General features: G+C 72.5%; 25 protein-coding genes. 16 read left to right on the forward strand and 9 right to left on the reverse strand.

Features of this window, described 5'->3' with window-relative positions; all coding sequences use genetic code 11:
- Positions 1–6: 6 nt before the first annotated feature.
- Positions 7–624 carry a hypothetical protein gene (locus MUB56_RS09280; protein ID WP_244931612.1) on the reverse strand — a complete coding sequence of 206 codons (618 nt, stop codon included), beginning with the start codon at positions 622–624 and terminating at the stop codon, positions 7–9.
- 29 nt (positions 625–653) lie between these two features.
- Here MUB56_RS09280 and MUB56_RS09285 point away from each other — a divergent pair, with 29 nt between their 5' ends.
- Both MUB56_RS09285 and MUB56_RS09290 read left to right on the forward strand, forming a co-directional pair.
- Entirely contained in the window at positions 654–809 is a 156-nt protein-coding gene (locus MUB56_RS09285) for a hypothetical protein (protein WP_244931613.1), read from the forward strand.
- A gap of 56 nt (positions 810–865) precedes the next feature.
- On the forward strand, positions 866–3049 hold the full coding sequence (locus MUB56_RS09290) for a glycoside hydrolase family 15 protein (protein ID WP_244931614.1): 2184 nt from the start codon (positions 866–868) through the stop codon (positions 3047–3049).
- A 15-nt stretch (positions 3050–3064) separates the two neighbouring features.
- Here MUB56_RS09290 and MUB56_RS09295 read toward each other — a convergent pair whose 3' ends face one another.
- Positions 3065–4210 carry a ScyD/ScyE family protein gene (locus MUB56_RS09295; protein WP_244931615.1) on the reverse strand — a complete coding sequence of 382 codons (1146 nt, stop codon included), beginning with the start codon at positions 4208–4210 and terminating at the stop codon, positions 3065–3067.
- A 183-nt stretch (positions 4211–4393) separates the two neighbouring features.
- Here MUB56_RS09295 and MUB56_RS09300 point away from each other — a divergent pair, with 183 nt between their 5' ends.
- From MUB56_RS09300 to MUB56_RS09340, 9 genes are all read left to right on the forward strand, one after another.
- Positions 4394–5383: an aldo/keto reductase gene (locus MUB56_RS09300; protein ID WP_244931616.1), complete on the forward strand. Its 990-nt coding sequence runs from the start codon at positions 4394–4396 to the stop codon at positions 5381–5383.
- Positions 5384–5394: 11 nt separating this feature from the next.
- A complete protein-coding gene (gene rlmC / locus MUB56_RS09305; protein ID WP_244931617.1) occupies positions 5395–6507 on the forward strand; it encodes a 23S rRNA (uracil(747)-C(5))-methyltransferase RlmC in 1113 nt (370 codons plus the stop codon).
- A gap of 219 nt (positions 6508–6726) precedes the next feature.
- Entirely contained in the window at positions 6727–7551 is an 825-nt protein-coding gene (locus tag MUB56_RS09310; RefSeq protein WP_244931618.1) for a hypothetical protein, read from the forward strand.
- Positions 7548–7877 carry a TraR/DksA C4-type zinc finger protein gene (locus MUB56_RS09315; protein WP_244931619.1) on the forward strand — a complete coding sequence of 110 codons (330 nt, stop codon included), beginning with the start codon at positions 7548–7550 and terminating at the stop codon, positions 7875–7877. Before MUB56_RS09310 ends, MUB56_RS09315 begins: the two co-directional genes overlap by 4 nt.
- Before the next feature lie 205 nt (positions 7878–8082).
- Positions 8083–8772, forward strand: a complete 690-nt coding sequence (locus tag MUB56_RS09320; RefSeq protein ID WP_244931620.1) for a hypothetical protein — start codon at positions 8083–8085, stop codon at positions 8770–8772.
- Positions 8773–8782: 10 nt separating this feature from the next.
- Complete coding sequence (locus MUB56_RS09325) at positions 8783–9409, forward strand: alpha/beta fold hydrolase (RefSeq protein ID WP_244931621.1); 627 nt, start codon at positions 8783–8785, stop codon at positions 9407–9409.
- A gap of 42 nt (positions 9410–9451) precedes the next feature.
- Complete coding sequence (locus tag MUB56_RS09330) at positions 9452–9871, forward strand: DUF4234 domain-containing protein (RefSeq protein WP_244931622.1); 420 nt, start codon at positions 9452–9454, stop codon at positions 9869–9871.
- A gap of 38 nt (positions 9872–9909) precedes the next feature.
- On the forward strand, positions 9910–10389 hold the full coding sequence (locus tag MUB56_RS09335) for a gluconokinase (RefSeq protein ID WP_244931623.1): 480 nt from the start codon (positions 9910–9912) through the stop codon (positions 10387–10389).
- A complete protein-coding gene (locus tag MUB56_RS09340) occupies positions 10386–11774 on the forward strand; it encodes a gluconate:H+ symporter (protein ID WP_244931624.1) in 1389 nt (462 codons plus the stop codon). Before MUB56_RS09335 ends, MUB56_RS09340 begins: the two co-directional genes overlap by 4 nt.
- Before the next feature lie 29 nt (positions 11775–11803).
- Here MUB56_RS09340 and MUB56_RS09345 read toward each other — a convergent pair whose 3' ends face one another.
- Positions 11804–12490 carry a hypothetical protein gene (locus tag MUB56_RS09345; protein WP_244931625.1) on the reverse strand — a complete coding sequence of 229 codons (687 nt, stop codon included), beginning with the start codon at positions 12488–12490 and terminating at the stop codon, positions 11804–11806.
- Positions 12491–12686: 196 nt separating this feature from the next.
- Between MUB56_RS09345 and MUB56_RS09350 the strand changes: the two genes are divergently transcribed.
- Complete coding sequence (locus MUB56_RS09350) at positions 12687–13142, forward strand: hypothetical protein (protein WP_244931626.1); 456 nt, start codon at positions 12687–12689, stop codon at positions 13140–13142.
- Here the strand turns inward: MUB56_RS09350 and glgA are convergent.
- Positions 13124–14320 (reverse strand): glycogen synthase, encoded by a 1197-nt coding sequence (gene glgA, locus MUB56_RS09355; protein ID WP_244931627.1) that lies wholly within the window; start codon positions 14318–14320, stop codon positions 13124–13126. The two genes, MUB56_RS09350 and glgA, sit on opposite strands and share 19 nt — an antisense overlap.
- Positions 14321–14357: 37 nt before the next feature.
- On the opposite strand from glgA, the gene MUB56_RS09360 reads away from it, so the two are divergent.
- A complete protein-coding gene (locus MUB56_RS09360) occupies positions 14358–15605 on the forward strand; it encodes a glucose-1-phosphate adenylyltransferase (RefSeq protein ID WP_244931628.1) in 1248 nt (415 codons plus the stop codon).
- Positions 15606–15710: 105 nt separating this feature from the next.
- Here MUB56_RS09360 and MUB56_RS09365 read toward each other — a convergent pair whose 3' ends face one another.
- From MUB56_RS09365 to MUB56_RS09375, 3 genes are all read right to left on the reverse strand, one after another.
- Entirely contained in the window at positions 15711–16307 is a 597-nt protein-coding gene (locus MUB56_RS09365) for a mismatch-specific DNA-glycosylase (RefSeq protein WP_244931629.1), read from the reverse strand.
- Positions 16308–16384: 77 nt separating this feature from the next.
- The gene (locus tag MUB56_RS09370; protein ID WP_244931630.1) at positions 16385–17587 is read right to left on the reverse strand and encodes a phosphodiester glycosidase family protein; all 1203 of its coding nucleotides are present in this window, start codon (positions 17585–17587) and stop codon (positions 16385–16387) included.
- A 70-nt stretch (positions 17588–17657) separates the two neighbouring features.
- A complete protein-coding gene (locus MUB56_RS09375) occupies positions 17658–18584 on the reverse strand; it encodes a matrixin family metalloprotease (RefSeq protein WP_244931631.1) in 927 nt (308 codons plus the stop codon).
- A gap of 159 nt (positions 18585–18743) precedes the next feature.
- Here MUB56_RS09375 and MUB56_RS09380 point away from each other — a divergent pair, with 159 nt between their 5' ends.
- The 3 genes from MUB56_RS09380 to MUB56_RS09390 all read left to right on the forward strand — a co-directional run bounded on the left by MUB56_RS09380 (position 18744) and on the right by MUB56_RS09390 (position 21336).
- The gene (locus MUB56_RS09380) at positions 18744–19316 is read left to right on the forward strand and encodes a DUF6318 family protein (RefSeq protein ID WP_244931632.1); all 573 of its coding nucleotides are present in this window, start codon (positions 18744–18746) and stop codon (positions 19314–19316) included.
- 260 nt (positions 19317–19576) lie between these two features.
- A complete protein-coding gene (locus tag MUB56_RS09385) occupies positions 19577–20107 on the forward strand; it encodes a hypothetical protein (RefSeq protein WP_244931633.1) in 531 nt (176 codons plus the stop codon).
- A 29-nt stretch (positions 20108–20136) separates the two neighbouring features.
- The gene (locus MUB56_RS09390) at positions 20137–21336 is read left to right on the forward strand and encodes a site-specific DNA-methyltransferase (protein WP_244931634.1); all 1200 of its coding nucleotides are present in this window, start codon (positions 20137–20139) and stop codon (positions 21334–21336) included.
- On the opposite strand, the gene MUB56_RS09395 is transcribed toward MUB56_RS09390, so the two are convergent.
- Entirely contained in the window at positions 21317–22216 is a 900-nt protein-coding gene (locus MUB56_RS09395) for a hypothetical protein (RefSeq protein WP_244931635.1), read from the reverse strand. The genes MUB56_RS09390 and MUB56_RS09395 overlap by 20 nt on opposite strands.
- On the reverse strand, positions 22213–22707 hold the full coding sequence (locus tag MUB56_RS09400) for a SigE family RNA polymerase sigma factor (RefSeq protein WP_244931636.1): 495 nt from the start codon (positions 22705–22707) through the stop codon (positions 22213–22215). The genes MUB56_RS09395 and MUB56_RS09400 overlap by 4 nt, the downstream gene beginning before the upstream one ends.
- Between the last annotated feature and the right edge of the window lie 22 nt (positions 22708–22729).

Raw genomic sequence — 22729 nt, forward strand, 5'->3', positions numbered from 1 at the left:
GCCGGCTCAGGTCCGCACGCCGATCTCCGCGCCCAGACGGGCGCCCTTCCGCAGTGCCAGGTCGTCGCCGGACCAGAACCGGCCCGGGTCGTAGGAGTTCGTCGGCGGCCAGTCGTCGAGCAGGCCCATGGCGGTGTACGCCGCGGCCACCACCTCGGCGCAGTACGTCGTCTCCGCGGGCGCGACCAGGTGGGCCCGGCCGCGCAGCCAGCGGCCGGCGAGCGCGGCCGTGGGCGGGAACGGCGTGCCGTCCAGGCGCGCGACCGTCCGCAGCGCGGCGTCCTCCATCTCGCGGGTGACCTCGCCGGTCGGCGGCACGTCGAGCTGGCGCAGCCAGCCGCGCTGCTCGTAGCGGCCGGTCCACTGCACCACCGCCTCCCGCAGGTCGTGCAGCTGGGCGCCCCGGTGGTGCCGGCCGGACCACACGTCGAGCAGCCCCTTGCCGAGCTCGGCGTGCCACATCAGCGGGGGCAGGTCGTCGAGCACGATGGCCATCCCGACGTGGTTGACCGGCGCGTTGGTCAGCACCCGGATAGCGTGGTCTGCGGCGGAGCGGCCACGGAACAGCCAGAGGTCGCCCGTGCGCGTCAGGTCGACGGCCTCGTCCAGGGACAGGTCGGTCACGGCCGCTCGATCATGGAAGGAGTCTCCTCGTGAAGCTGTGGAAGGTACTGGGCGTCGCCGGCGTGGCGGGGGTGGCCGCCACCGGCGCCATCATCGCGCGTGGACAGCGACAGCGCGCGCAGGTCACGCCGGACGAGGTCCGGGCCAAGCTGCAGGAGCGGCTGAAGGCTCCGCCGAAGCACTGAACCGAATGTGACGTGGATCACGGGGTAATGGCAGGGTCTCGCCCTGGAGGTACGCCGTGTCCGCACGCCCGCTCGTCGCCACCCTGGCCGCTGTCCTCACCCTCGGGCTCGCGCCGGGACCGGCCGGCGCGGCACCACCCGCGGCCGATCCGGGGCCGGGCGGGAAGTCGACCTGGACCGAGGCGGACAAGGCCGGCTTCGGGACCGCGCGCGCACGCGGCAGTCGGGTCTGGTTCACGCTGCAGGGCGGCCGGGTGAGCGAGGTGTTCTATCCCGACCTCTCGACCCCCAGCGTCCGGGCCCTGGAGCTGGTGGTCAGCGACGGCCGGACGTTCACCGACCGGGCCGCCGACATGAGGCACACGGTGACCCGGCCGGACGAGCGCAGCCTGCGGTTCACCCAGGTCAGCGAGGACCGGGGCGGCCGCTACCGGCTCACCCAGCAGTACGTCACCGACCCGCGGCGGCACGTCGTCACCGTCGCGGTGCGGCTGGAGTCGCTCGACGGTGCGGCGTACACGCTCTACGCCCTGCACGACCCCGCCCTGGCCAACACCGGCATGGACGACCGCGCCCGCACCCGGGGCAGCGCGCTGGTCGCGGCCGACGCGCGCCGGCGGGTCGCCAGCGCACTCGTGGCGCAGCCGCGGTTCGACGCCACCGGCAACGGCTACCACCGCACCGGCGACGGGTGGCGCGACCTGCGTGAGGACCACGTGCTCGACGGCCGGAGGAAGCGGCTGCGCCGGCCCGGCAACGTCGTCCAGACCGGCCGGATCTCCCAGCTGACCGGGCTGGCCGGTGCCCAGGACGCGACCCTGTCCCTCGGACTCGGCCGGACCCCCGAGCAGGCGCTCCGGGCGGCGCGGGCGACCCGGACCGCCGGCTGGTCGGGCACCGCGGCCCGCTACGACCGCGGCTGGCACCGCTACCTCGGTCGGCTCTCCGGCGTACCGGAGTCGGCCGCTGCCCTCCGCCGTCAGTACCTCGCCTCCGCGCTCGTGCTGGCGGCTGCCGAGGACAAGGCGCACCCCGGTGCGATCGTGGCCTCGCCCTCGGCTCCGTGGGTGTGGGGCGACGAGATCAAGGACCTCTCCAGCCCGTCGGGCGCCTACCACCTGGTCTGGTCGCGCGACGCCTACGAGTTCGGCACCGCGCTGTGGGCGATGGGGGACCGGGCCGCGGCCCGGCGCGTCGTCGACTGGCTCTTCGGGGTGCAGCAGCTGCCCGACGGATCCTTCCCGCAGAACTCCGACGTCGCGGGCCGCCCGGTCTGGTCGGAGCTGCAGCTGGACGAGGTGGCGCTCCCGATCGCCCTCGCCCGGCTCACCGGCCGCACCGGCCCGCGGACCTGGCGCGGGGTGCGGAAGGCGGCCGAGTTCCTGGTCTCGTTCCGTGACGAGGAGACCGGCCGGCGGGCGCCGTACTCGCCCCAGGAGCGGTGGGAGAACCAGTCCGGCTACTCGCCGAACTCGATCGCGGCCCAGGTCAACGGCCTCGTGAGCGCCGCCGCGATCGCGCGCGCCAACGGCGAGCCGGCGCTCGCACGCCGCTGGCTGCGGGTCGCCGACCGCTGGCAGGCGCGGGTGAAGCGGTGGACGGTGACCCGTACCGGTCCGCTGGCCGACGGGCCGTACTTCCTCCGCCTCACCAAGGACGGCCGCCCCGACCGCGGCACGACGTACGGCATCGGCGACGGCGGCCCGGCGGCGGTCGACCAGCGCCGGGTCGTGGACGCGAGCTTCCTCGACCTGGTCCGCTACGGCGTGCTGCCGCCCGCGGACCGGGCCGTGCGGCGCAGCCTGCGGGTCGTGGACGAGCAGCTGCGGGTCGAGACGCCGAACGGGCCGTTCTGGCGCCGCTTCTCCTTCGACGGGTACGGCGAGACCCGCAGCGGTCGCCAGTGGCGGGTCACCCAGCCCGGCTCCCGCCGGACGCTCGGCCGGGCGTGGCCGCTGCTGACCGGCGAGCGCGGCGAGTACGCCGTGACCGCGGGCCGCGACGCGTCGTCGTACCTCACGACGATGGCGGCGGCCGCGGGCACCAGCGACCTGATCTCCGAGCAGGTCTGGGACGGCCGGTCGCCGACCGGGCGGTCCTGCTGCCCGGCCGGCGAGAACACGCGGGCCGCGACCCCGCTGGTCTGGTCGCACGCCGGGCTCGTGCGCCTGGCCTGGACCATCGAGCGGGGCCGGCCGGTGGACCAGCAGCGCGCGGTGGCACGCCGCTACGTCCGCTGATCCACCGGGTCGGTGCTACCGGGGGTGGTGCCCCTTGTGGTGGTGCCCCTTCCGCCCGAGCTCCAGCTTGCTGAGCGAGCCGGGCCCGAAGATCGGACCGGTCACGTACGCCGTGTTGTCGACGACGTCGACGCCACCCGGGGTGATGAGCATGCCCGGCGCCAACTCCTTGGCACGGACGCCGCCGTGCCAGGAGCGAGTGAGGGCGTGCAGCGCGCCCACCTCGGCGCCGGGCACGCCCAGCTCGAACGCGAACCAGCTGAGCTTCGACAGCGACAGCGCGTAGACGGTGTCGTCCTTGCCCACGGCGAGGTCGACGATCGAGGTCTGACCGTCCGCCCAGCGCTTGCACGAGCCGGAGTACGGCGCATCCGGGTCGCACACCGCTCCGGTCGTGCCCGGCCTGACCCGCCAGATCTGCGAGGTGCCGGGAGTGGCCGGGAAGCCGCGTAGCTCACCGATGTAGATTGAGCCGTCCTGGCCCACCGCGACCGAGGTCGCCACGGCCTCGGCCGGGATCGGGGTGCCGGCGGGCGGGAACCCCGTGGGCTGGCCTTCCGGGTCGGTGGCCGGGAGCCCCTCCGGCACCGGGACGGTGCGGGGCTTGAGCCGCGCGACCGTGGTGATGCGGCGGCCGTTCTTCGACACCTTCAGCACGTCGTTGCCGGCGGCGTCCGCGACCAGGACCGCGCCGTTGCCGAGCACGGCCAGCCCGTAGGGGTTGCTCTCGCCGGCCGGGCCCTCCTGGTTGTAGGGATCGTGGTCACCGGCCTGGTAGGCGGCGATGTCGGCGACGAACGCCGGTGCGGCGTACCCGGGACGCCACTTGTACAGCGTGGCCGCTCCCGGGACGGGCGGGCCACCGGGCTCGCCGCCGGCGCCGGTGAGGATGTAGACGGTGCCGTGCCTACCGGCGGCGACCGCGGGCGGGAAGCCTCCGGCCACGCTGCCGAGGGGGATGACCAAGGCCTGCTTGTGGCGACGCTCGACGACCAGGCTGAAGGAGCCGTCGCCCTCGGCGACCAGCGTGCGGCCGTCGCCGAGCGCGTCGACTCCCCGGGGACCGTCGAGCGCGGTCACGGTTTGCAGGCCGGAGGAGTGCCCGGGGTGGTGGCCGCCGTGGCCACCGCCCGCGGTCGCGGGCGCGAGGGTGGAGAGCACGAGAGCGGCTGCTGCCGCGGGTGCGATGAGTGTGAGATGGCGGTGCATGGGGGACCTTCCAGGATCGGGGGACAGGGCCGCCTCCCACGTAAGCCCCGCGCGATCCGGTTCGTCATCACCACTTGTGACCACTTCGTACCCGACCGGCAAGAATGGCCCTCCCCCTACGAAAGCGACGGACCCATGGAGAACAGGACCCTCGGCCGCACCGGCCGGGACGTCTCGGTGATCGGGCTCGGGACCTGGCAGCTGGGGGCCGACTGGGGCGAGGTCACCGAGCAGGACGCGACCGCGGTGCTGGCCGCGAGCGTCGAGGCCGGGGTGAGCTTCTTCGACACCGCCGACGTGTACGGCGACGGCCGCAGCGAGCAGGTGATCGGCCGGTTCCTGGCCGACCGCGAGGGCATCACCGTCGCCACCAAGATGGGCCGCCGGCTGGAGCAGGTCCCGGCGAACTACGTGCTGGAGAACTTCCGCGCCTGGACGGACCGCTCGCGCCGCAACCTCGGCGTCGACACCCTCGACCTGGTGCAGCTGCACTGCCCGCCGAGCGCCACGATCGACGACGACGCGACGTACGACGCCCTCGACACGCTGGTCGTCGAGGGCGCGATCGCGGCGTACGGCGTCTCCGTCGAGACCGTCGGCCAGGCCCTCAGCGCGATCGCCCGGCCGCACGTCGCGAGCATCCAGATCATCCTCAACGCCTTCCGGCTCAAGCCGCTCGACGAGGTGCTGCCCGCGGCGCGGGAGGCCGGGGTCGGCATCATCGCGCGGGTGCCGCTGGCGTCCGGGCTGCTGAGCGGGAAGTACGACGAGCGCACGACGTTCGCCGCCGACGACCACCGCACCTACAACCGCGACGGCAGCGCGTTCGACGTGGGCGAGACCTTCTCCGGCGTGGACTTCGAGGCCGGCGTGGCCGCGGCGCGTGAGTTTGCCGAGCTGGTCGGCCGGCACCGGCCGGTCGGGGCGACGGCGGCCCAGGTCGCGCTGGCGTGGGTGGCGCAGCTCGACGGGGTCAGCACCGTCATCCCCGGCGCCCGCAACCCCGACCAGGCTCGCGCCAACGCGGCCGCGGGGTCGCTCCCGCCGCTCGCGCCCGAGCTGCTGGAAGGGATCGCCCGGCTGTACGACACCTACTTCCGCGAGGCGGTCCACGACCGCTGGTGAGCTGATCGACGATGCAGTGTGACTACTTCGACGCGGGGGTCTGCCGGTCGTGCACCTGGATGGGCCAGGGGTACGACGAGCAGCTCGCCGCCAAGCAGGCGCGCTGTGCCGAGCTGCTCGCGCCCTGGCCCGGCCTCGACTGGCTGCCTCCGGTCACCAGCCCGGAGTCGGGGTTCCGCAACAAGGCGAAGATGGTCGTCGCCGGCACGGTCGAGGCCCCCACGCTGGGCATCCTGGACCCGACCGGTGGTGGGGTCGACCTGCGCGGCTGCGGGCTGCACGACCCGCGGCTGGCCGACGCGCTGCCGGTGCTCGCGGAGTTCGTGACCCGGGCCGCGCTCACGCCGTACGACGTCCCGCAGCGTCGCGGCGAGCTCAAGCACCTGATCGTGACGGTGTCGCCCGACGGCGAGCTGATGGTGCGGCTCGTGCTGCGCTCCACCGAGTCGGTCGCCCGGATCCGCAAGCACCTGCCCTGGCTCGCCGAGCGGCTGCCGCTCGCCGTCGTCTCGGTCAACCTGCAGCCCGCCCACAAGGCGGTGCTGGAGGGGGAGCGGGAGGAGGTGCTGCTCGGTGACACGCTGCCGATGCGCACCGGCGAGGTGGTGCTGCACCTGCGACCGCAGAGCTTCTTCCAGACCAACGGCCACGTCGGTGCCGAGCTCTACCGGCAGGCGGCCGGCTGGGTGGCGGAGCTGGCACCGGCCTCGGTGTGGGACCTGTACTGCGGGGTCGGCGGCTTCGCCCTCCACCTCGCCGCCCCCGGCCGCTCGGTCGTCGGCGTCGAGGTCAGCGAGGAGGCGATCGCCAGTGCCCGACAGAGTGCGACCGACCTCGCGCACGTCTCGTTCGTGGCCGCAGACGCGACCACCTGGGCGCCCGCGCAGCCCGCTGCGCCCGAGCTGGTCGTGGTCAACCCGCCCCGGCGCGGGATCGGTCCCGACCTGGCCGGCTGGCTCGAGACGTCGGGGGTCCCGCACGTCCTCTACTCCAGCTGCAACGCCGTCACGCTGGCCCGTGACCTGGCCGCGATGCCGGCGTACCGGCCCGTCACTGCGCGGCTGCTCGACATGTTCCCCCAGACCGCGCACTTCGAGGTCGTCACGCTGCTGACCCGGGCGTAGCCGGCGTCCGAAAGGTGTTGCCGTTGGTGACCAAACGACAACGGATCCGCCGCTGGCTTGCGGTTGGTGACCAAACGGCACGCCCTTCCGCGGGAGCCGCCGCAGCTCTCCTGACCTCCGGTGTCTCGGTTCTGGTCCTGGTGCACCAGGCCCACCGTGACGAGGGCGACGTCGCGCAGGTTCGAGAAACGGGGGACCGGGTCGGTACCGTCGATGGGGATGACTGACGCCCCACCTGACCCCCAGCCCACGCTCGACATCGACTGGCTCAAGACCCTCGCCGGCGCCCTCGCGGCGGTGACCACCGCCGTCCTGCTCTCGACCCTCGGGGCGGCCGGCACCCTGATCGGCGCCGCCTTCGGCAGTGTGGCCGCCACCGTCGGCACCGCGCTCTACAGCCAGGGCCTGGCCAGCAGCCGCCAGAAGGTCGCGAAGGTCGCGAAGGAGAACGCGCTGCTCAAGGTCGGCGTCGCCCAGTCGGAGGTACGCCGGGCCGCTCGCCGGCACGGCGACACCGCAGCCGTCGACGCGCATCTCGAGCACGCCGACGAGCAGTTGGGCGAGGCCCGGCAGGAGCTCGACGCGGCCTCGTCCCGGGGCTCCTGGCGGACGGCCCTGCCGTGGCGGCGAGTCGCGCTGCTCGCGGCCGGCACCTTCGTCGTCGCGATGCTGGTGCTGCTCGCCTTCGAGGCCGTCGGGGGCAAGCCGGTGTCGTCGTACACCGGTGGCACCGACGGGAGCGGCGGCACCTCCATCAGCCGGCTGGGCGGCTCCAGCGGCTCCGACGACCGGTCGGACGACAGCGGCCGCGACAGCGACCGGGACCGAGACCGAGACCGGAAGCAGCAGGACGACCGGGACGAGTCGGAAGCCCCGTCGCCCAGCCCGACCGACGAGCCCACCGAGGCGCCGAGCGAGACGCCCACGCCGTTGCAGCAGCCGTCGGACGAGCCGACCCAGGCGCCGACCGAGGCACCCACCGAGACGCCGGGCGGCGCGACCGCCCCGTCGCCGACCGCCCCGGCGCCGAGCCCGGCCGGGTGACCCCCGACGAGCGACTCCGGGAGGCGCACGCGGGCGTCGTACGACACCTGGCCGCGCTGCGCGGCGACTTCAGCGGGATGGTCGAGGCCTCCCGCGACTCCAACGCCGACGACGAGCACGATCCCGAGGGCCACACGATCGCGTTCGAGCGCTCCCAGCTGGACACGCTGATCCGGCAGGCCGAGTCGCGGCTCGCGGAGATCGACGCGGCCCTGGCGCGGCTGTCGGTCGGGACGTACGGCACCTGCGTGGTCTGCGGTCGCCCGATCCCGTCCGAGAGGCTGGAGGCTCGTCCGTCCGCGGCGAGCTGTGTCGGCTGCTCCTGAGGCGGCAGGCCCCGGGAAACGGGAGCCCCAGGTTCATCACGGTATGTAGACCAGTTCGCACCTCCCATGGCGTACCCATCGTGGGAGGTGTCGGCTCGTCTGCATACCGTGATGAACCAGCAGCCCCCGCCCCGCCCCCGCACCCCCGCCCCAAGCCGATCCGGCCCCGCTTCGTGACCGACCGCCGGGTGGGTACCGAGACCTCATGCCACTCCTCGCCTCGGTCCGTCACGGCGCCGCCTCGCTGGGCGGTGCGCTGCTCGCGACGGCGACCCGCGCGACCTCGGCGATCCGCCCCGCCGCGAAGCCGTTGCACCCGCGCGGCCGGGTCCGGCAGGGCCGCCTCCACCGCACCGGCGTCGAGCCGGCGCTCGGGACGGCGCTGGGGGTGGAGTTCCTCGACGCGGCGGGAGTCGACGAGGTCGTGGTGCGGGAGTCGCGTGCGCTCGGGCTCCCGCAGGCCCTCCCCGATATCCACGGGCTGGCGATCCGGGTCCCGAACGCCGACGGCAGCCACGGCGACCTGCTGTTCGCGAGCACGGGGTGGGGTCGGGTCAGCCGGTTCGTGCTGACCGCGAGCCGGTCGACCTACGGCCGGCCGATGACGACGCTGCTGCCGTACCGCACGGCGGCCGGCCCGGTCCTGCTCGGGGCCCGGAGCAGCGGGCCCGAGACGATCGAGCTGGCCTGCTCGGTGGGAGACGGTGCCTGGCACCACTTCGCCGAGCTGCGCCTCTCCGAGCGAGACGCCGGCCCCGAGGACCTCGACTCCGGCGGCGGCATCTCCTTCGACCCGGTGCTGAACCGACTGCCCGGCCTCGACCAGTACGGCTGGGTGGAGCGGCTCCGGGAGCCGTCGTACGACGAGGCCCGCACCCACCGCGGCCGGGGCTGAACGGATCACGATGACCGAGCCCCGCCTGGTCCCGATCGCCGAGCCGCGCCGTCCGGAGGGGGTGGTCCTGGTGCTGCACGGTGGGGCCTCGCGCCCCGGCAACCCGATGGTCCGGCCCACCCAGCTCTCAGTCCTCCGGATGATCCCGGTCGCCCGACGGATCGCCCGCGCCACGCGCGGCCGGGTCGCGGTCTACCGGTTGCTGAACTCCCATCGCGGCTGGGACACCGAGCACACGCCGGTCAAGGACACGGCCTGGGCGCTCGACCGGGTCCGGGACCGGCTGGGGCGGCGGCTGCCGACCTGCCTGGTCGGCCACTCGCTCGGCGGGCGGGCCGCGCTGCTGGCCGGGGTCGAGCCCGACGTCGTGGGCGTGGTGGCGCTCAACCCGTGGGTCTACCCGACCGACAGCGCCGACCTCACCGGTCGGCGGGTGCTGGTGGTGCACGGCGACGCCGACCGGGTCGCGTCGCCGGAGCGTGCGGCCCAGGTGGCCCGCCGGCTCTCGCGGACCGCGGAGGTCGAGTGGCGCACCGTGTCGGGCGGCAAGCACGCCATGCTGCGGCACGGCGCCGACTTCGAACGCGCCGCCGCCGAATTCGTCGTTATGTCGTTGCTTGGCGGCCGGGTGCCCTAGGTTCGGGGCCGTCTCGACCCTGTGAACCTTTGGAGCAAACACATGACCGACTACAACCAGCCCGCTCCGCCCCCGCCGTACGGCGGAGTCCCCGTCGCCGGCCCGATCGGCCAGGTCCGCAGCACCGGCACCTGCATCCTGCTGTTCATCGTCACCCTCGGCATCTACGGCTGGATCTACTACTACAAGACCCACGAGGAGATGAAGCAGCACAGCGGTCAGGGCATCGGCGGCGCGATCGCCCTGATCCTCGCGATCTTCATCAGCATCGTGAACCCGTACCTCCTCTCGGCCGAGGTCGGCAACCTGCGCAAGCTGCGCGGCCAGGAGCCGAAGGTCAGCGGTACGACGGGCCTGTGGTACTTCCCCGGCATGCTCATCCTGGTCGGACCCATCGTCTGGTTCGTGAAGACCAACGGTGCGCTCAACGAGTACTGGGTGTCGCAGGGCGCCACCGCCTGACCCGGGCCGCCCCGGCACCGGTCGTCTACGGTGTCGGGGTGACTCACCCCATCGTCGTCATGGGCGTCTCGGGTTCGGGCAAGTCCACCGTGGGAGCTGCGCTCGCGCAGCGGCTCCGGGTGCCCTTCGCCGATGCCGACGACCTGCACCCCGAGGCCAACATCGCCAAGATGAGCCGGGGTGAGCCCCTCGACGACCACGACCGGTACCCCTGGCTCGAGAGCGTCGGTGCCTGGCTCGCCGACCACGCCGACGGCGGGGTGATGAGCTGCTCGGCGCTGAAGCGCAAGTACCGCGACCAGCTTCGCCACCACACCGCGATCGAGTTCGTGCTGCTCGCCGGCAGCCGTGAGGTCATCGAGCGGCGCCAAGCCTCCCGGCCCGGCCACTTCATGCCGGCCTCGCTGCTCTCCTCCCAGCTCGCGACCCTCGAGCCGCTCGAGCCCGACGAGGGCGGCGTGGTGCTCGACGTCGCCCAGGGTGTCGACGAGATCGTGGAGGGGTACGTCCGGGCATGACTTCTGCCGTCCTGCCGCTGGCCACGGGTGACATCTACGAGCCGGTGGCGCCGGGCTGGCAGCTGGTCGTCGCGGCCCTCGGTGCCATCACGCTGCTGATCCTGCTGATCACCGTCGTCAAGCTGCACCCGTTCCTCGCGCTCATCATCGGCGGCCTGACCGTCGGCATCCTCGCCGGGCAGAACGTCGGCGACGTGCTCATCACCTTCACCGAAGGGTTCGGCAGCACCACCGCCGGCGTCGGCATCCTGATCGCGCTCGGCGCGATGTTCGCCAAGCTGCTCGCCGACTCGGGCGGTGCCGACCAGATCGTCGACACCATCGTGGGCCGGGCCTCGACGCGCGCCCTCCCGTGGGCGATGGCCTTGGTGGGAGCGATCATCGGCCTGCCGATGTTCTTCGAGATCGGCCTGGTGCTGCTGATGCCGGTCATCTACCTGGTCGCCCGCCGGGCCCAGGTCTCGCTGATCACCGTCGGCATCCCCGCGCTGGCCGGCCTGTCGGCCATGCACGGCTTCGTGCCTCCGCACCCCGGTCCGGTGGTGGCCGTCGACACCCTCGGCGCCGACCTCGGGGTGACCCTGGGACTGGGCCTGCTGGTCGCCGTGCCGACCATCATCGTCGCCGGCCCGCTCTTCGGGGCGGTCGCCGGACGCTGGGTCGACGTACCCGCCCCCGACACGTTCGAGGGGCGCGAGCAGGACGAGACCGGCCCGCGGCCGACCTTCGCCGTCACCATGGCCACCGTCCTGCTGCCCGTCGTGCTGATGCTCGGCCGGGCGGTCACCGAGATCGTCGTGGACGACGAGGACAACGGCTTCCAGCAGGTGATGGACGTCATCGGGCAGCCGATGGTCGCCCTGCTGATCTCCGTCCTGGTCGCGATGGTGACCTTCGGGCACGGGTCCGGGATGGACCTGAAGGAGATCGGCAGCACCGTCGAGTCGGCGTTGCCGGGCATCGCCGGGATCCTGCTCATCGTCGCGGCGGGCGGCGGGTTCAAGGAGGTCCTGGTCCGCACCGGGGTCGGCACCCTGCTCGCGGACTGGGCCAAGGACGCCGACTTCTCGGTCTACCTGCTGGCCTGGGTGATGGCCGTGCTGATCCGGCTCGCCACGGGCTCCGCGACCGTCGCCACCATCACCGCCTCCTCGCTGATGGTCGGTCTCGTCGAGGGGATGTCCAGCGCCGAGACGTCGTTGGTGGTGCTCGCCGTCGGCGCCGGGTCGGTGTTCTTCTCCCACGTCAACGACGCCGGCTTCTGGCTGGTGAAGGAGTACTTCAAGATCAGCGTCGGACAGACCATCAAGAGCTGGTCGCTGATGGAGACGGTGCTGTCGGTCAGCGGGCTGGGCTTCGTGCTGGTGCTGTCCCTGTTCGTCTGACGGCCGCCCGTGCCTACGAGGGGCGTGGGCTACCGGCCCGACCCCAGCACGTAGGTGTAGCGGCTCGACGGCACCAGGTCGAGGTCGCGGTCCGCGCCGATCCGCGCGACGCTGGCCATCAGCGTCTCGATCCGTCGGCCGAGCTCGGCATCGTCGCCGCCGCTGCCGTAGAACGCGTGCACGTCGCTCAGCGCGGCGCTCGGGAAGAGCTCCTCCACGAACGCGCTGACGTACGGCGCATCATCGGTGACGGGCTCGACGACGACGTTCTGGAGATAGCCGAAGGTCGCCTGGGTCCGGATCGCGATCGGGGTGTGCTCGACCATCCAGCGGCGCAGCCACTCGGCGTTCTCCAGCTCGGCCGGCTTGCGGAGCACCGCGACGTTCGCGAGGGCGTCGGCGCGCTCGCCGTCGGCGACCTCCGGCGGGTCGAGGCGGCGGTGCTCGTCGACCCGCCAACCGGCGACCCGGGCGGCTGCCGCGCCGAGCAGCTCGGCGATCGCCGGTGCGGAGCCGGACCAGGCGCTGACCACCGCGGCGATCGGCTCGCCGGTCGGGATCCGCAGCGCGGGCGCGACGTCGGCGTCGTCGAGGTTGAGCTGGAGGCGCTGGACCCCGGCCGCGGCCAGGGCGTCGTGCAGCGCGCCGTCGCGCAGCGCGGAGGCGTCGACACCCCAGAGGGCGAACATCAGCTTGTTCGTGGTCGCGGTGCTCATGCGACGCAACCTAGGGCGGATGCCCGCCCGCGGCGAGCGGGTCCCGCTGACAGGGCACGGTGCGGCCGGACCGCTCTCCACAGGCCGTTCCCACCAGCCCCGTCCTCCACAGGTACGACGACCCCGCGTGTCGCGCTCGGACCGCGTCGGGAAGAGTGGAAGTGCCATCTCGCTTCTCGGACCGGAGGTGCCCGTCGTGTCGGACCCGTTCACGCTGCCGCAGCGGCTCGTGGTGAGCCCGCCCCTGGACGCCTCCGAGCGCGATCTGGTCGCCGGCCTCGGCCTGTGGCCGGGCCGCCCGCGGCCCCGCTCGCCCTGGTCGGTGTGCGCGGACGGTTGCTGCCTCGACCTCGCCGACGGCGTGAGTGCCGGTCTCGCCGAGGACTGGCTGCGGTTCCTGCTCCGCGAGCTGCTCAGTCCCCGCGCACGGGTCGCCCGGGAGCGCGCCGCGGCCGTGGGCCTGCAGGACCATCGGGTCGACGGACGGGTCCTGGTCGACGTCCCCTCGCCGATGCTGATCGCCGTCAGGGCCAGCCGGGTCCGCTCGCTGCGGCTCGACGACGAGCAGTTCGCCGTCGAGGACCGACCCCGGGCCGGCCCGGGTGAGGTGGTCGAGCTGCGGCGAGACCGCGCTCAGAGCACCGAGCGGTAGACCGCCACGGTCCGCTCGGCGATCGTCGCCCAGCTGAACGCGTCGATGGCACGCTGCCGTCCGGCCCGGCCCATCGCGGCCGCCCGGTCCGGGTCGCCGACCACCTCGGTCAGCGCGGCGGCGAAGTCGGCGACGTACCGCTCCGGGTCCAGGGGGGTGCCGGTGCCGTCGGTGGCCTGCTCGATGGGCACCAACCGCCCGGTCTCCTCGTCGAGCACCACCTCGGGGATGCCGCCGGTGGCGGTCGCGACCACGGCCGTCTCGCAGGCCATCGCCTCGAGGTTGACGATGCCGAGGGGCTCGTAGATCGACGGGCACGCGAAGGCCGTCGCCGCGGTCAGCAGTGCCACGACGTCGGGCCGGGGGAGCATCTCGGCGATCCAGACCACACCGGTGCGGGTCGCCCGGAGGTCGTCGACGAGGCCCTCGACCTCGGCCAGGATCTCCGGGGTGTCGGGTGCGCCCGCGCACAGCACCACCTGCACCTCCGGCGGCAGCAGGGCGCAGGCGCGCAGGAAGAGCGGCAGCCCCTTCTGGCGGGTGATCCGGCCGACGAACACCACCGAGGGGCGGTCCGGGTCGACGCCGAGCTCGCGGACTCGGTCGGGGGCCACGATCGGCTGCCAGTCCTGGGTGTCGATGCCGTTGTGGACGACGTGCACCTTCGCCGGGTCGATCGAGGGGTACGAAGCCAGCACGTCGCGGCCCATCGCCGACGACACCGCGATCACGGCGGCCGCGGACTCGTAGGCGGTCCGCTCGACCCACGACGACACGGCGTACCCGCCGCCGAGCTGCTCGGCCTTCCAGGGCCGCAGCGGCTCGAGCGAGTGGGCGCTGACGACGTGCGGGACGCCGTGCAGCAGCGAGGCCAGGTGGCCCGCCATGTTGGCGTACCAGGTGTGCGAGTGCACCAGGTCGGTACCGCCGCAGGCGTCGGCGATCGCGAGGTCGACCCCGAGGGTTCGGAGCGCGGGGTTGGCGTCGGTGAGTTCGACGGGCTCGGGGTACGACGACGTCCCGGCCTCGGCCCGCGGGGCGCCGAACGCGTGCACCCGTGCGTCGAGGTCCAGCTCACGAGACAGCCCGCGCAGAGCCCGCACCAGCTCGGCGACGTGCACCCCCGCACCGCCGTACACCTCGGGCGGGTACTCCCTGCTCAGCACGTCGACTCGCACGCTCCGAAACCTATCCCGGGCGCGCTAGGTTGCCATCATGGTTGCCTCCCGGAAGAAGGTCCTGGCCATCGTCCTCGCGGGCGGGGAGGGGAAGCGCCTGATGCCGCTCACCGCGGACCGGGCGAAACCGGCGGTGCCGTTCGCGGGGATCTACCGGCTGATCGACTTCGCGCTGTCGAACGTCGTGAACTCCGGCTACCTGCGGATCGTCGTGCTGACCCAGTACAAGTCGCACAGCCTGGACCGGCACGTCACCCAGACCTGGCGGATGTCGACGATGCTCGGCAACTACGTGGCCCCGGTGCCGGCTCAGCAGCGGGTCGGCAAGCACTGGTACCTCGGCAGCGGGGACGCGATCTACCAGTCGCTCAACCTGATCAAGGACGAGAAGCCCGACATCGTCGTGGTCGTGGGCGCCGACCACGTCTACCGGATGGACTTCGCGCAGATGGTCGACCAGCACGTCGAGAGCGGCTCGGCCTGCACGGTCGCCGCGATCCGGCAGCCGATCGGGCTCGCCGACCAGTTCGGGGTCATCGACGTCCACCCCGACGAGCCGCGCCGGATCCGGGAGTTCCTCGAGAAGCCCACCGACCCGGTCGGCCTGCCCGACAACCCCGGCGAGGTGCTGGCGTCGATGGGCAACTACGTCTTCGACGCGGACGCGCTCGTCGAGGCGGTGACCCGCGACTCGACCACCACCGGGTCCAAGCACGACATGGGCGGCGACATCGTGCCCGCGTTCGTACGACGCTCGCAGGCCGGCGTCTACGACTACAAGGACAATGTCGTCCCCGGCGCCACGGACCGCGACCGCGGCTACTGGCGCGACGTGGGGACGTTGTCGTCGTACTACGCCGCCCACATGGACGTCGTCTCACCGCTGCCGGTCTTCAACCTCTACAACTTCGACTGGCCGACCTACACCTCCTACGGCCCGCAGCCGCCGGCCAAGGTCGTGCAGGGCGCCGACGGCGTCGACTCGCGCGTCGACGAGGCGGTCCTCTCGCCCGGCGTCGTCGTCAGCGGCGGCATCGTGACCCGCTCCGTGCTCTCGCCCGCCGTGAGCGTCGGTGCCGGAGCGGTCGTCGACGGATCGGTGCTGATGAACGGCGTCCGCGTCGGACCGGGCGCGGTCGTCCGCAACGCGATCCTCGACAAGAACATCATCGTCCCGCCCGGCGCGCAGATCGGTGTCGACCACGACGCCGACCGGGCGAACGGGTTCCTGGTCGAGGACGGGCTGACGGTGCTGGGGAAGGACCAGGCTTTTCCGGGGAGCTGACAATTTCTCCGCCCAGGCGGTGAATCTCGGTCCTGTGTCATGAAGCATCACGACATCAGCGCGAGTTCCTCGACAGCGCAGTGACCCCTGATGCCGATGGGACGCTCAGATCACCCCGGCCGCACGCGCGGCGGCGGCGTACGCGTCGGCGAGCGAGGCGACGGTCTCGTGCGCGTTCAGCCCGCTCGGGTTCGGCACCACCCACAGCTCGGCGTCGGCGAGCGGCTCGGGCTGGCGGCCGGGGACCGCCCGGGGGAGGCCGAAGGCGGCGCGGTACGCCGTGATCCCCGCGATCGCGACGACGGCCGGCCGGACCCGGCGTACCGTCTCGACGAGCGCGGCGCCACCGGCCCGGTACTCCTCGGCCGTCAGCTCGGACGCCTTCGCCGTCGCCCGGCGTACGACGTTGGTGATGCCGATCCCGCGCGAGCGCAGATGGTCGCGGTCCTCGTCGGTCATCCCGGCCGCCGGGTCGATCGGCCGGGTCACGATGCCGGCGCGCAGCAGCGCCGGATAGAACCGGTTGCCCGGGTGGGCGAAGTGGGTGCGCGTCGCGGCCGTCCACAGCCCCGGGTTGATCCCGACGAAGAGCAGCCGCAGCGGCGGCGCGTCGGCGTCGGGGAGCAGGTCGGGCACCTCGGCGTCGCGGAAGGACTCGAGCTCGGCGCGGGTGAAGGTACGGCGCGGGGCGTCGGCAGGCACCCGCGCAGCCTGCCACGGGCCCGGAGCCCGCCCGTGCTGGGTGCCGGTGACGAGCGTGGTGCTGGTCGAGCGGTGGGCTACCGGGGCGCGGAGTAGAGCACCTGGATGGCGTTCGCGACGCTGCGCGGGCGACCGTCCGAGGGGGTGTTCAGGACCCGGTTCGTCCCGCCCGGCCGGCGGGCGACCATCGTCGAGGAGCCGCCGCCGTCGAGGTTGAGGGCGTCCTCGGCGCCGAGCCGGAGCATCATCTCGGCCAGCTCGACCATCGTGTAGCCGCGGCTGGCCGCCTGTCGCCCGTCGACGACGAGCATCAGGATCTCCGAGGTGTCGTGGCTGATCCCGATAGCGGTCCGGGGGTGCATCTGGCCGTCGTCGGTGACGGTGCGCAGGCCGTTGCGCAGCAGGAAGCTGTTGCTGGTGATCGCCATCCCGGGCCGGCCGGTCACGCCGCGGGCGACGCTGATCCGGTCCCCGAACTGCAGCTGACGGAGCAGCCGTGCTCCCGAGCCGCGGCCGACCAGGAGGAAGCCCTTGATCCGGTGACCGGCACGGAGCCGGGCCTTCTTGCGGACGACCTTCCCGTTGACGACCTGGACCTGGACGATCCGGCTCTTCTGGCCGTCGGTCACGCCGTACCCGGGCGTCGATCCCCAGCGGGCGTTGTAGATCCCGATGCCGCCGTCGGGGACGCTGGGGGAGTTGACGTTGGTTAGCGGCCAGTCGCGGTACTGCTTGATGCGCGCCCGGACCTGGATCGGGCCGATGAAGGGCTGCCCGCTCTTGCTGATCGTGAAGCCGGCGCTCCATGACGGGCTCGGTCCGTGCAGGAACCCCTTGGCCCGCTCCTGGCCGATCCCGAACGGGGCGCCGGAGTCGCCGATGTCGAAGAAGTCGCCGTTGACGCCGGCCACGGCCTTCTTGTCGAGCATCCCGCGCACCCGCTGGGTGCTGGCGATCCGACCGGGGTTCGCGTAGTTGAGGCGGAGCCCCGGCTGCTGGTAGTTGATCCGCAGCAGGTGCGCCTTGATCGGCCCGCGGGCGTCGGTCTCGGACCAGGTCGAGTACGTCACTCCGGGCGCGACCGTGTACCCCGTCGGGGTCGTGCTGCGCGGCGCCGCGCTGCGGGCGTACGCCGGGAGATCCCGGGCGATCGGTCCGCGGACCCCGTCGGAGGAGTGCTGCGGGTACGGGTCGTCGGCAGCAGCGGCGAACGCGGTGCCGGGGATCGTCAGGGCGCACACCAGGAGGCCGGCGGGCAGGGTCAGTCGGCGCTTGGTCACCTGCGCAAGGCTAAACGGGTCGCGGGCGCTGGTCGGACAGGCGGGTTCGTGTGTCCCTACTTGAACCGGCTCAGGCGCAGTCGACGGAGCCCAGCCGGGCCAGTCCCTCGCGGTCGCCCGGGCCGAGCTCGGTCTGTCCGATGTTGTCCTCGTACATCAGCTCGTTCTCGTCGTCGACGTGGTCGAGCCCGATGACGTGACCCAGCTCGTGGGTGATGATCGCGCGCATCACCTCGTCGCCGTCACGCTCGTCGGCCAGCTCGGCGAACAGGTCGGCGTCGAGGGCGATCGAGCCGGTGACGTAGGTGCGGTGCCGCTGACGCTCCAGGTAGGTGCTGCCGCCGAGGCCGGCCACGTCGCCCGCCAGCCGCGGCACCTCCTCCTCGTCGGCCCAGCCGATGAGGACCGGCTTCGGACGGTTCAGCCCGTCGATGCGGTCGCCGAACTCCCGTTCGTCGGAGGTGCCGGTGTCCTCGAACCGGAACCCCGTCGCGTCCGCGACGTCGCTCATCGCCTCGGCGAGCAGCTCCTCCCAGTCGTCGGGGGCGCCCGCCGGGTTGACGACGTACCGGATCGGGCGGCAGGGGTTCCAGCTCACCGGCTCGTCGCTGTTCGGCTGGGTGGTCGCGAACGCGTACTCGCCGTCGCCCTCCGGCACCCCCACCAGCTCGCCCAGTCGGCCGTCGAAGCCGACCAGCTCCCGCAGCCGCCGCCCGTTGTCGGACGGGTTGACCAGGAAGACCCCGACCATGATGACCAGCACGATGAGCAGGCCGGGTACGACGGGCCCGCGCTCCTTGCGCGGCCTGCCGCCAGTGCCGTCCCTGCCTCGTCCTCTCCGTCTGCGTCGTTCGCGTCCCAGCGGGACCGGCGCACTCACGGGCCGGTGGATCTGGTGCTCGTGCAGGTATCGCTCGTCGAGCCGGTCGAGCTCGCGCAGGCGCCGCTCCATCTCGCGTCGCCACCGACGCTGCGCACGTCGTTCCGCGAAGCTCACCGCTCCATTGTCCCCGGCGTTGTTCCCGATGGTCCCGTTGAGGCTCGTTGACCCTTCTCCACAGGCTTCACCTTCGGTGGTGCGTGACCCGGGACGATGTGGGTAGTTTCCGGGTTGGCGTCTCGGGTCTGGATGCCGCGCTCTCGGGAAGGACTCGACATGAGGCGACTGTCCACCGTCACCCTGGCCATGGGGCTGGTGCTGCTCGCGGGCTGTACGGACGGCGACGATCCGGAGCCCAAGGTCCCGCCCACGAACAGCTCGTCTGCCGTCAGTACGCCGACGCCCACGCCGACGGGTCCGGTCGAGCCCACGCTTCCGCCTGAGGCGGAGGGGGATGATGCTGCCGCTGCTGAGGCGTTCGTGCGGTTCTACTGGGAGACAGCGCACTATGCGCAGGCATCGGGTGATGTCGAAGGCCTCGAGGCTCTCGCGAGCACCTCCTGCAGGAACTGTCGCTCCGGCACGGACTATCTACGAGATGCGTTCGCGCAGGGCGCGTCATTCAAGGGTGGTGAGACGACAGTCACGAGCACTGTTTCAACCGAATACGAGGCGGGTCCGGTAGAGGGGTTCGAGGTACGAGCGAGAGTTCGCAACGAGAAACAGATCGTGGACTGGCCAGAACCGAAAGACGACGAAGTGTTTCCCGCTGCGGTCATAAGCACTCGCTTTCTCGTGGAACGGCAGGAGAGCGGGTTCGCCATTGGCTTCTGGGAGACGCTCTCATGAGACGTGCAGGGCTCGCTGTCTTCGCCGTTGCAGCGTTCCACTTCTGCCCGCAACCGGCGGGGGCCGACGACGACACTGGAGTAGGGCCCAAGGGCACCGCGTTCTCGGTGCATTCCCAAACTGGCCAGCACAGCGGGGAGCCTGATCCCACCGCACAGAGCGTGGGCAGTTCGCCCGGTACGTGGCATTCGCAGCCTGCCTGTGCACTCGGTGGGGCGGCGTTGTGCGTCGAGGCCATGCGCTGCGACGACGGAAGTCCGATGACTTTCTGGTGGCTGGAGGTGGAAGGCGAGAGAATCGACAGCTACTACGCGTGTCCGGAGGAAGGCGAGATCGCCACACCCGTCCAGATCACGAACGCCATGGTCGCGCGCGCCTTCAAACGCATCCCCCTCCCGGCGTCGCAGCTCGTCGTCCAGCCCCCGGGCGGCGAGACCCTGGTGAACTTCGCGACGAACTTCTACACCGAGGCGGCGCCCTTCGAGCGGTCGGTGACGTTGGTAGGGCAGCGGGTGGATCTGCGGATCCGGCCGAGCGGGTTCGGGTGGCGCTTCGGCGACGGGAGCGGGACCACCACGACGGAGCCGGGGGCGGCGTACCCGGCGCTGGAGATCACGCACGAGTACGCGCGAGCCGGAGCGATTACGCCGAGCGTGGACACGACGTACAGCGCGGAGTTCCGGGTGAACGGCGGTGCGTGGGAGCCGGTGCTGGGCACGGTGACGATGCAGGGCGAGCCGGTCGCGCTCCAGGTGCGGACCGCGAGTCCGACGCTGGTCGGCTACCGCTGACGAGGGTCGGTCGCGGCTAGGGTCGGCGCGTGGCCGAGCCGTGGAACACGTTCGTCGAGGGCGACAACCTCGACGTGCTGCCCCGGCTGGCGCAGATCGCGGGCGACGCGGCGCCGTACGACCTCGTCTACATCGACCCGCCGTACAACACGGGCAACGACTTCGCCTACCGCGACGACATCCGGGGCGACGCGACCACGAGCCGCCACCAGGCCTGGGTGGCGATGATGCGGCCCCGGCTGGTGCACGCGCGCGAGCTGCTCGCCGACACCGGTGCGATCGCGGTCAGCATCGACGACAACGAGGCCGCGCACCTGCGCCTGCTGATGGACGAGGTGTACGGCGAGCCGCAGCGGCTGGCCCAGGTGGTCGTCAACCACAACCCCAAGGGACGCCAGCTGGGGAGGGGCTTCGCGACGAGTCACGAGTACCTCCTCGTCTACGCCAAGGACGCCCGCCGCTGCGTACTCGACGCCAGCAGCGCCGAGACCGTCCGCGAGTCCGACTTCCCGCAGATCGCGCCGGACGGGCGGCGCTTCCGGCACCTGCCGCTGCGCAACACCAACAAGAAGTTCAACCCGGTCACCGCGCGGACCCTGCACTTCAGCGTCTGGGGCGACCCCGAGACCGGGGAGGTCCGCACCGAGCCGTTCGGCGACGCCCAGGAGATCACCCCGGTCTTCGGCGACGGCACGCCCGCCGTGTGGCGGTGGAGCCGGCCGCGGATCGACGAGCGCCCCGACGACCTCGTCTGTCGCCGGATCAAGGGGCGGGCGGGGGAACGGGTCGACGTCTTCCAGCGCGACTGGCTGCACCGCGACGAGTCCGGCGGCCGCCGCAAGAAGCTCACCACCATCTGGCTCGCCGCCGAGGTCGGCTCGACCGACACCGCGGTCGCGGAGCTGAAGCAGATCGTCGGGCACGTCTTCGAGTCGCCCAAGCCCACCGGTCTGCTGCGCCGGCTGCTCGGCACGATGCCCGACGACGCGCGGGTGCTCGACTTCTTCGCCGGCAGCGGTACGACGGGCCACGCCGTCGCGCTCCAGAACGCCGCCGACGGCGGCACCCGTCGCTGCGTCAGCATCAACTCCGCCGAGCCGACGAGGGTCGGCTCCAACGCCCAGGTCGCGGGCTACGCGACGGTCGCCGACATCACGCGGGCTCGGCTGCAGGCGGTGGCCGACACGGTCGGTGGCGGCTACCAGGAGCTCAGCGCCGTATGCACCTGACCTCCATCCTCCAGGTCCACCCGCAGCCGTTCTCGTCCGGTGGTGGCGGCATCACCATCGTCGGGTCGGTCCCGATCTCGGCGAGGTCGTCGTACGACGTCTGGAACCCCGCCGTCGCCGGGTCGCGGTCGGTCACCTTGACCCTCTCCTTGACGTAGGTCAGCAGCGTCTCGGACTTGATCACCTTGACGCGGTGCTCGAACCAGAGCTCGTCGAGCCGCGTCGACGGGATCCGGTCGACGCGGACGATCCCCCAGGGCATGTTCGGGTCCACTCTCCCGAATGTTCGGTGGATCGTGAGCGCCGTCAGCTGCTTGATCACGACGTCTCCGTCTGCGGTTCGCTCCACCGTGCACTCCAGTGCATAGCCGCCAGTGAGTTCGCTGGCGCAGTACTCCTCCGCACCGCCCTCCGCCTCCCCCCGGGCGTGGCCGATCGACACCACCCACTCGTGCTCGCGCGTCCCGTAGCTGACGGACAGCTGACTGGCCTTGTCCCAGTGCCGTCGGGGGATGGGGGTCCACTGGTCGTCGCGCGCCGTGAAGGTCGACGGCCCCAGGTCGGGCACGCTGCGCTCCAGCACCGGGCGGGTGTGCTCGTCCATCAGCTCGGGCATCCGCAGCGCGTCGTACTCCTCGAGTGCGTCGACGGAGGCCGGATCCATCCCGGAGTCGCGGGACCCGGCGTCGTCCTCGGGCAACAGAGGTACGGCGACCGCGCCCGCCAGGGCGAGCGCGGCGAGCGTGCCACCGGTCGCGGCGAGCCGTCGCGTGCGGATCCGGCGCCGGCCGCCGGCGATCGCCCGCGTGGCCAGTGGGACGGGCGGCTCGTCGTGCGAGACGTGGTCGCGCAGCAGCGTGGACAGGTCGTGGTGGGTCATCGGAGCTCCTCGGCGAGGTCGGGCAGGTGGCGACGCAGGGTGTCGAGCGCGCGGGACGTCTGACTCTTGACCGTGCCGTCGGCGACGCCGAGCAGCCGCCCGACCTCCTCGACGGACAGGTCGTCGAGGAAGCGCAGCGCGACGATCGCTCGCTGCCGGGCGGGGAGCAGGGCGAGCACGGCGCCGAGGTCGAGCGGGTGGTCACCGGCCGACGGGGACGGCAGGTCCGGGACCGCCTCGACGGCCGACTCCGGCCGGTGCCGGCGCAGGTGGCTGAGGCACTCGTTGACGACGATCCTCCGGGCGTAGGCCAGCCGGGTGTCCGGCCGGGTGCGCCCCCAGGCGGCGTACAGCTTGGCCATGGCCTGCTGTGTCAGGTCCTCGGCGAGGTGCCAGTCGCGGACGACGAGGTACGCCGTACGCCGCAGCCCGAGCGCGTGCGAGCCGAAGAACTCGGTGAACTCCCGCTCGCGGGGCTCGCGTCTGCTCATACCTCTCCTACGTGTTCGGCCT

This window comes from Nocardioides sp. W7 (assembly GCF_022919075.1).
Lineage (GTDB): Bacteria > Actinomycetota > Actinomycetes > Propionibacteriales > Nocardioidaceae > Nocardioides.

Excerpts from the sequence above, each read along its gene's own strand:
- MUB56_RS09300 (WP_244931616.1), top strand. The coding sequence starts at position 4,394 with ATGGAGAACAGGACCCTCGGCCGCACCGGCCGGGACGTCTCGGTGATC.
- rlmC (WP_244931617.1), top strand. The coding sequence starts at position 5,395 with ATGCAGTGTGACTACTTCGACGCGGGGGTCTGCCGGTCGTGCACCTGG.
- MUB56_RS09310 (WP_244931618.1), top strand. The coding sequence starts at position 6,727 with ATGACTGACGCCCCACCTGACCCCCAGCCCACGCTCGACATCGACTGG.
- MUB56_RS09320 (WP_244931620.1), top strand. The coding sequence starts at position 8,083 with ATGCCACTCCTCGCCTCGGTCCGTCACGGCGCCGCCTCGCTGGGCGGT.
- MUB56_RS09325 (WP_244931621.1), top strand. The coding sequence starts at position 8,783 with ATGACCGAGCCCCGCCTGGTCCCGATCGCCGAGCCGCGCCGTCCGGAG.
- MUB56_RS09330 (WP_244931622.1), top strand. The coding sequence starts at position 9,452 with ATGACCGACTACAACCAGCCCGCTCCGCCCCCGCCGTACGGCGGAGTC.
- MUB56_RS09340 (WP_244931624.1), top strand. The coding sequence starts at position 10,386 with ATGACTTCTGCCGTCCTGCCGCTGGCCACGGGTGACATCTACGAGCCG.
- MUB56_RS09345 (WP_244931625.1), bottom strand. The coding sequence starts at position 12,490 with ATGAGCACCGCGACCACGAACAAGCTGATGTTCGCCCTCTGGGGTGTC.
- MUB56_RS09360 (WP_244931628.1), top strand. The coding sequence starts at position 14,358 with ATGGTTGCCTCCCGGAAGAAGGTCCTGGCCATCGTCCTCGCGGGCGGG.
- MUB56_RS09380 (WP_244931632.1), top strand. The coding sequence starts at position 18,744 with ATGAGGCGACTGTCCACCGTCACCCTGGCCATGGGGCTGGTGCTGCTC.
- MUB56_RS09385 (WP_244931633.1), top strand. The coding sequence starts at position 19,577 with ATGACTTTCTGGTGGCTGGAGGTGGAAGGCGAGAGAATCGACAGCTAC.
- MUB56_RS09395 (WP_244931635.1), bottom strand. The coding sequence starts at position 22,216 with ATGACCCACCACGACCTGTCCACGCTGCTGCGCGACCACGTCTCGCAC.
- MUB56_RS09400 (WP_244931636.1), bottom strand. The coding sequence starts at position 22,707 with ATGAGCAGACGCGAGCCCCGCGAGCGGGAGTTCACCGAGTTCTTCGGC.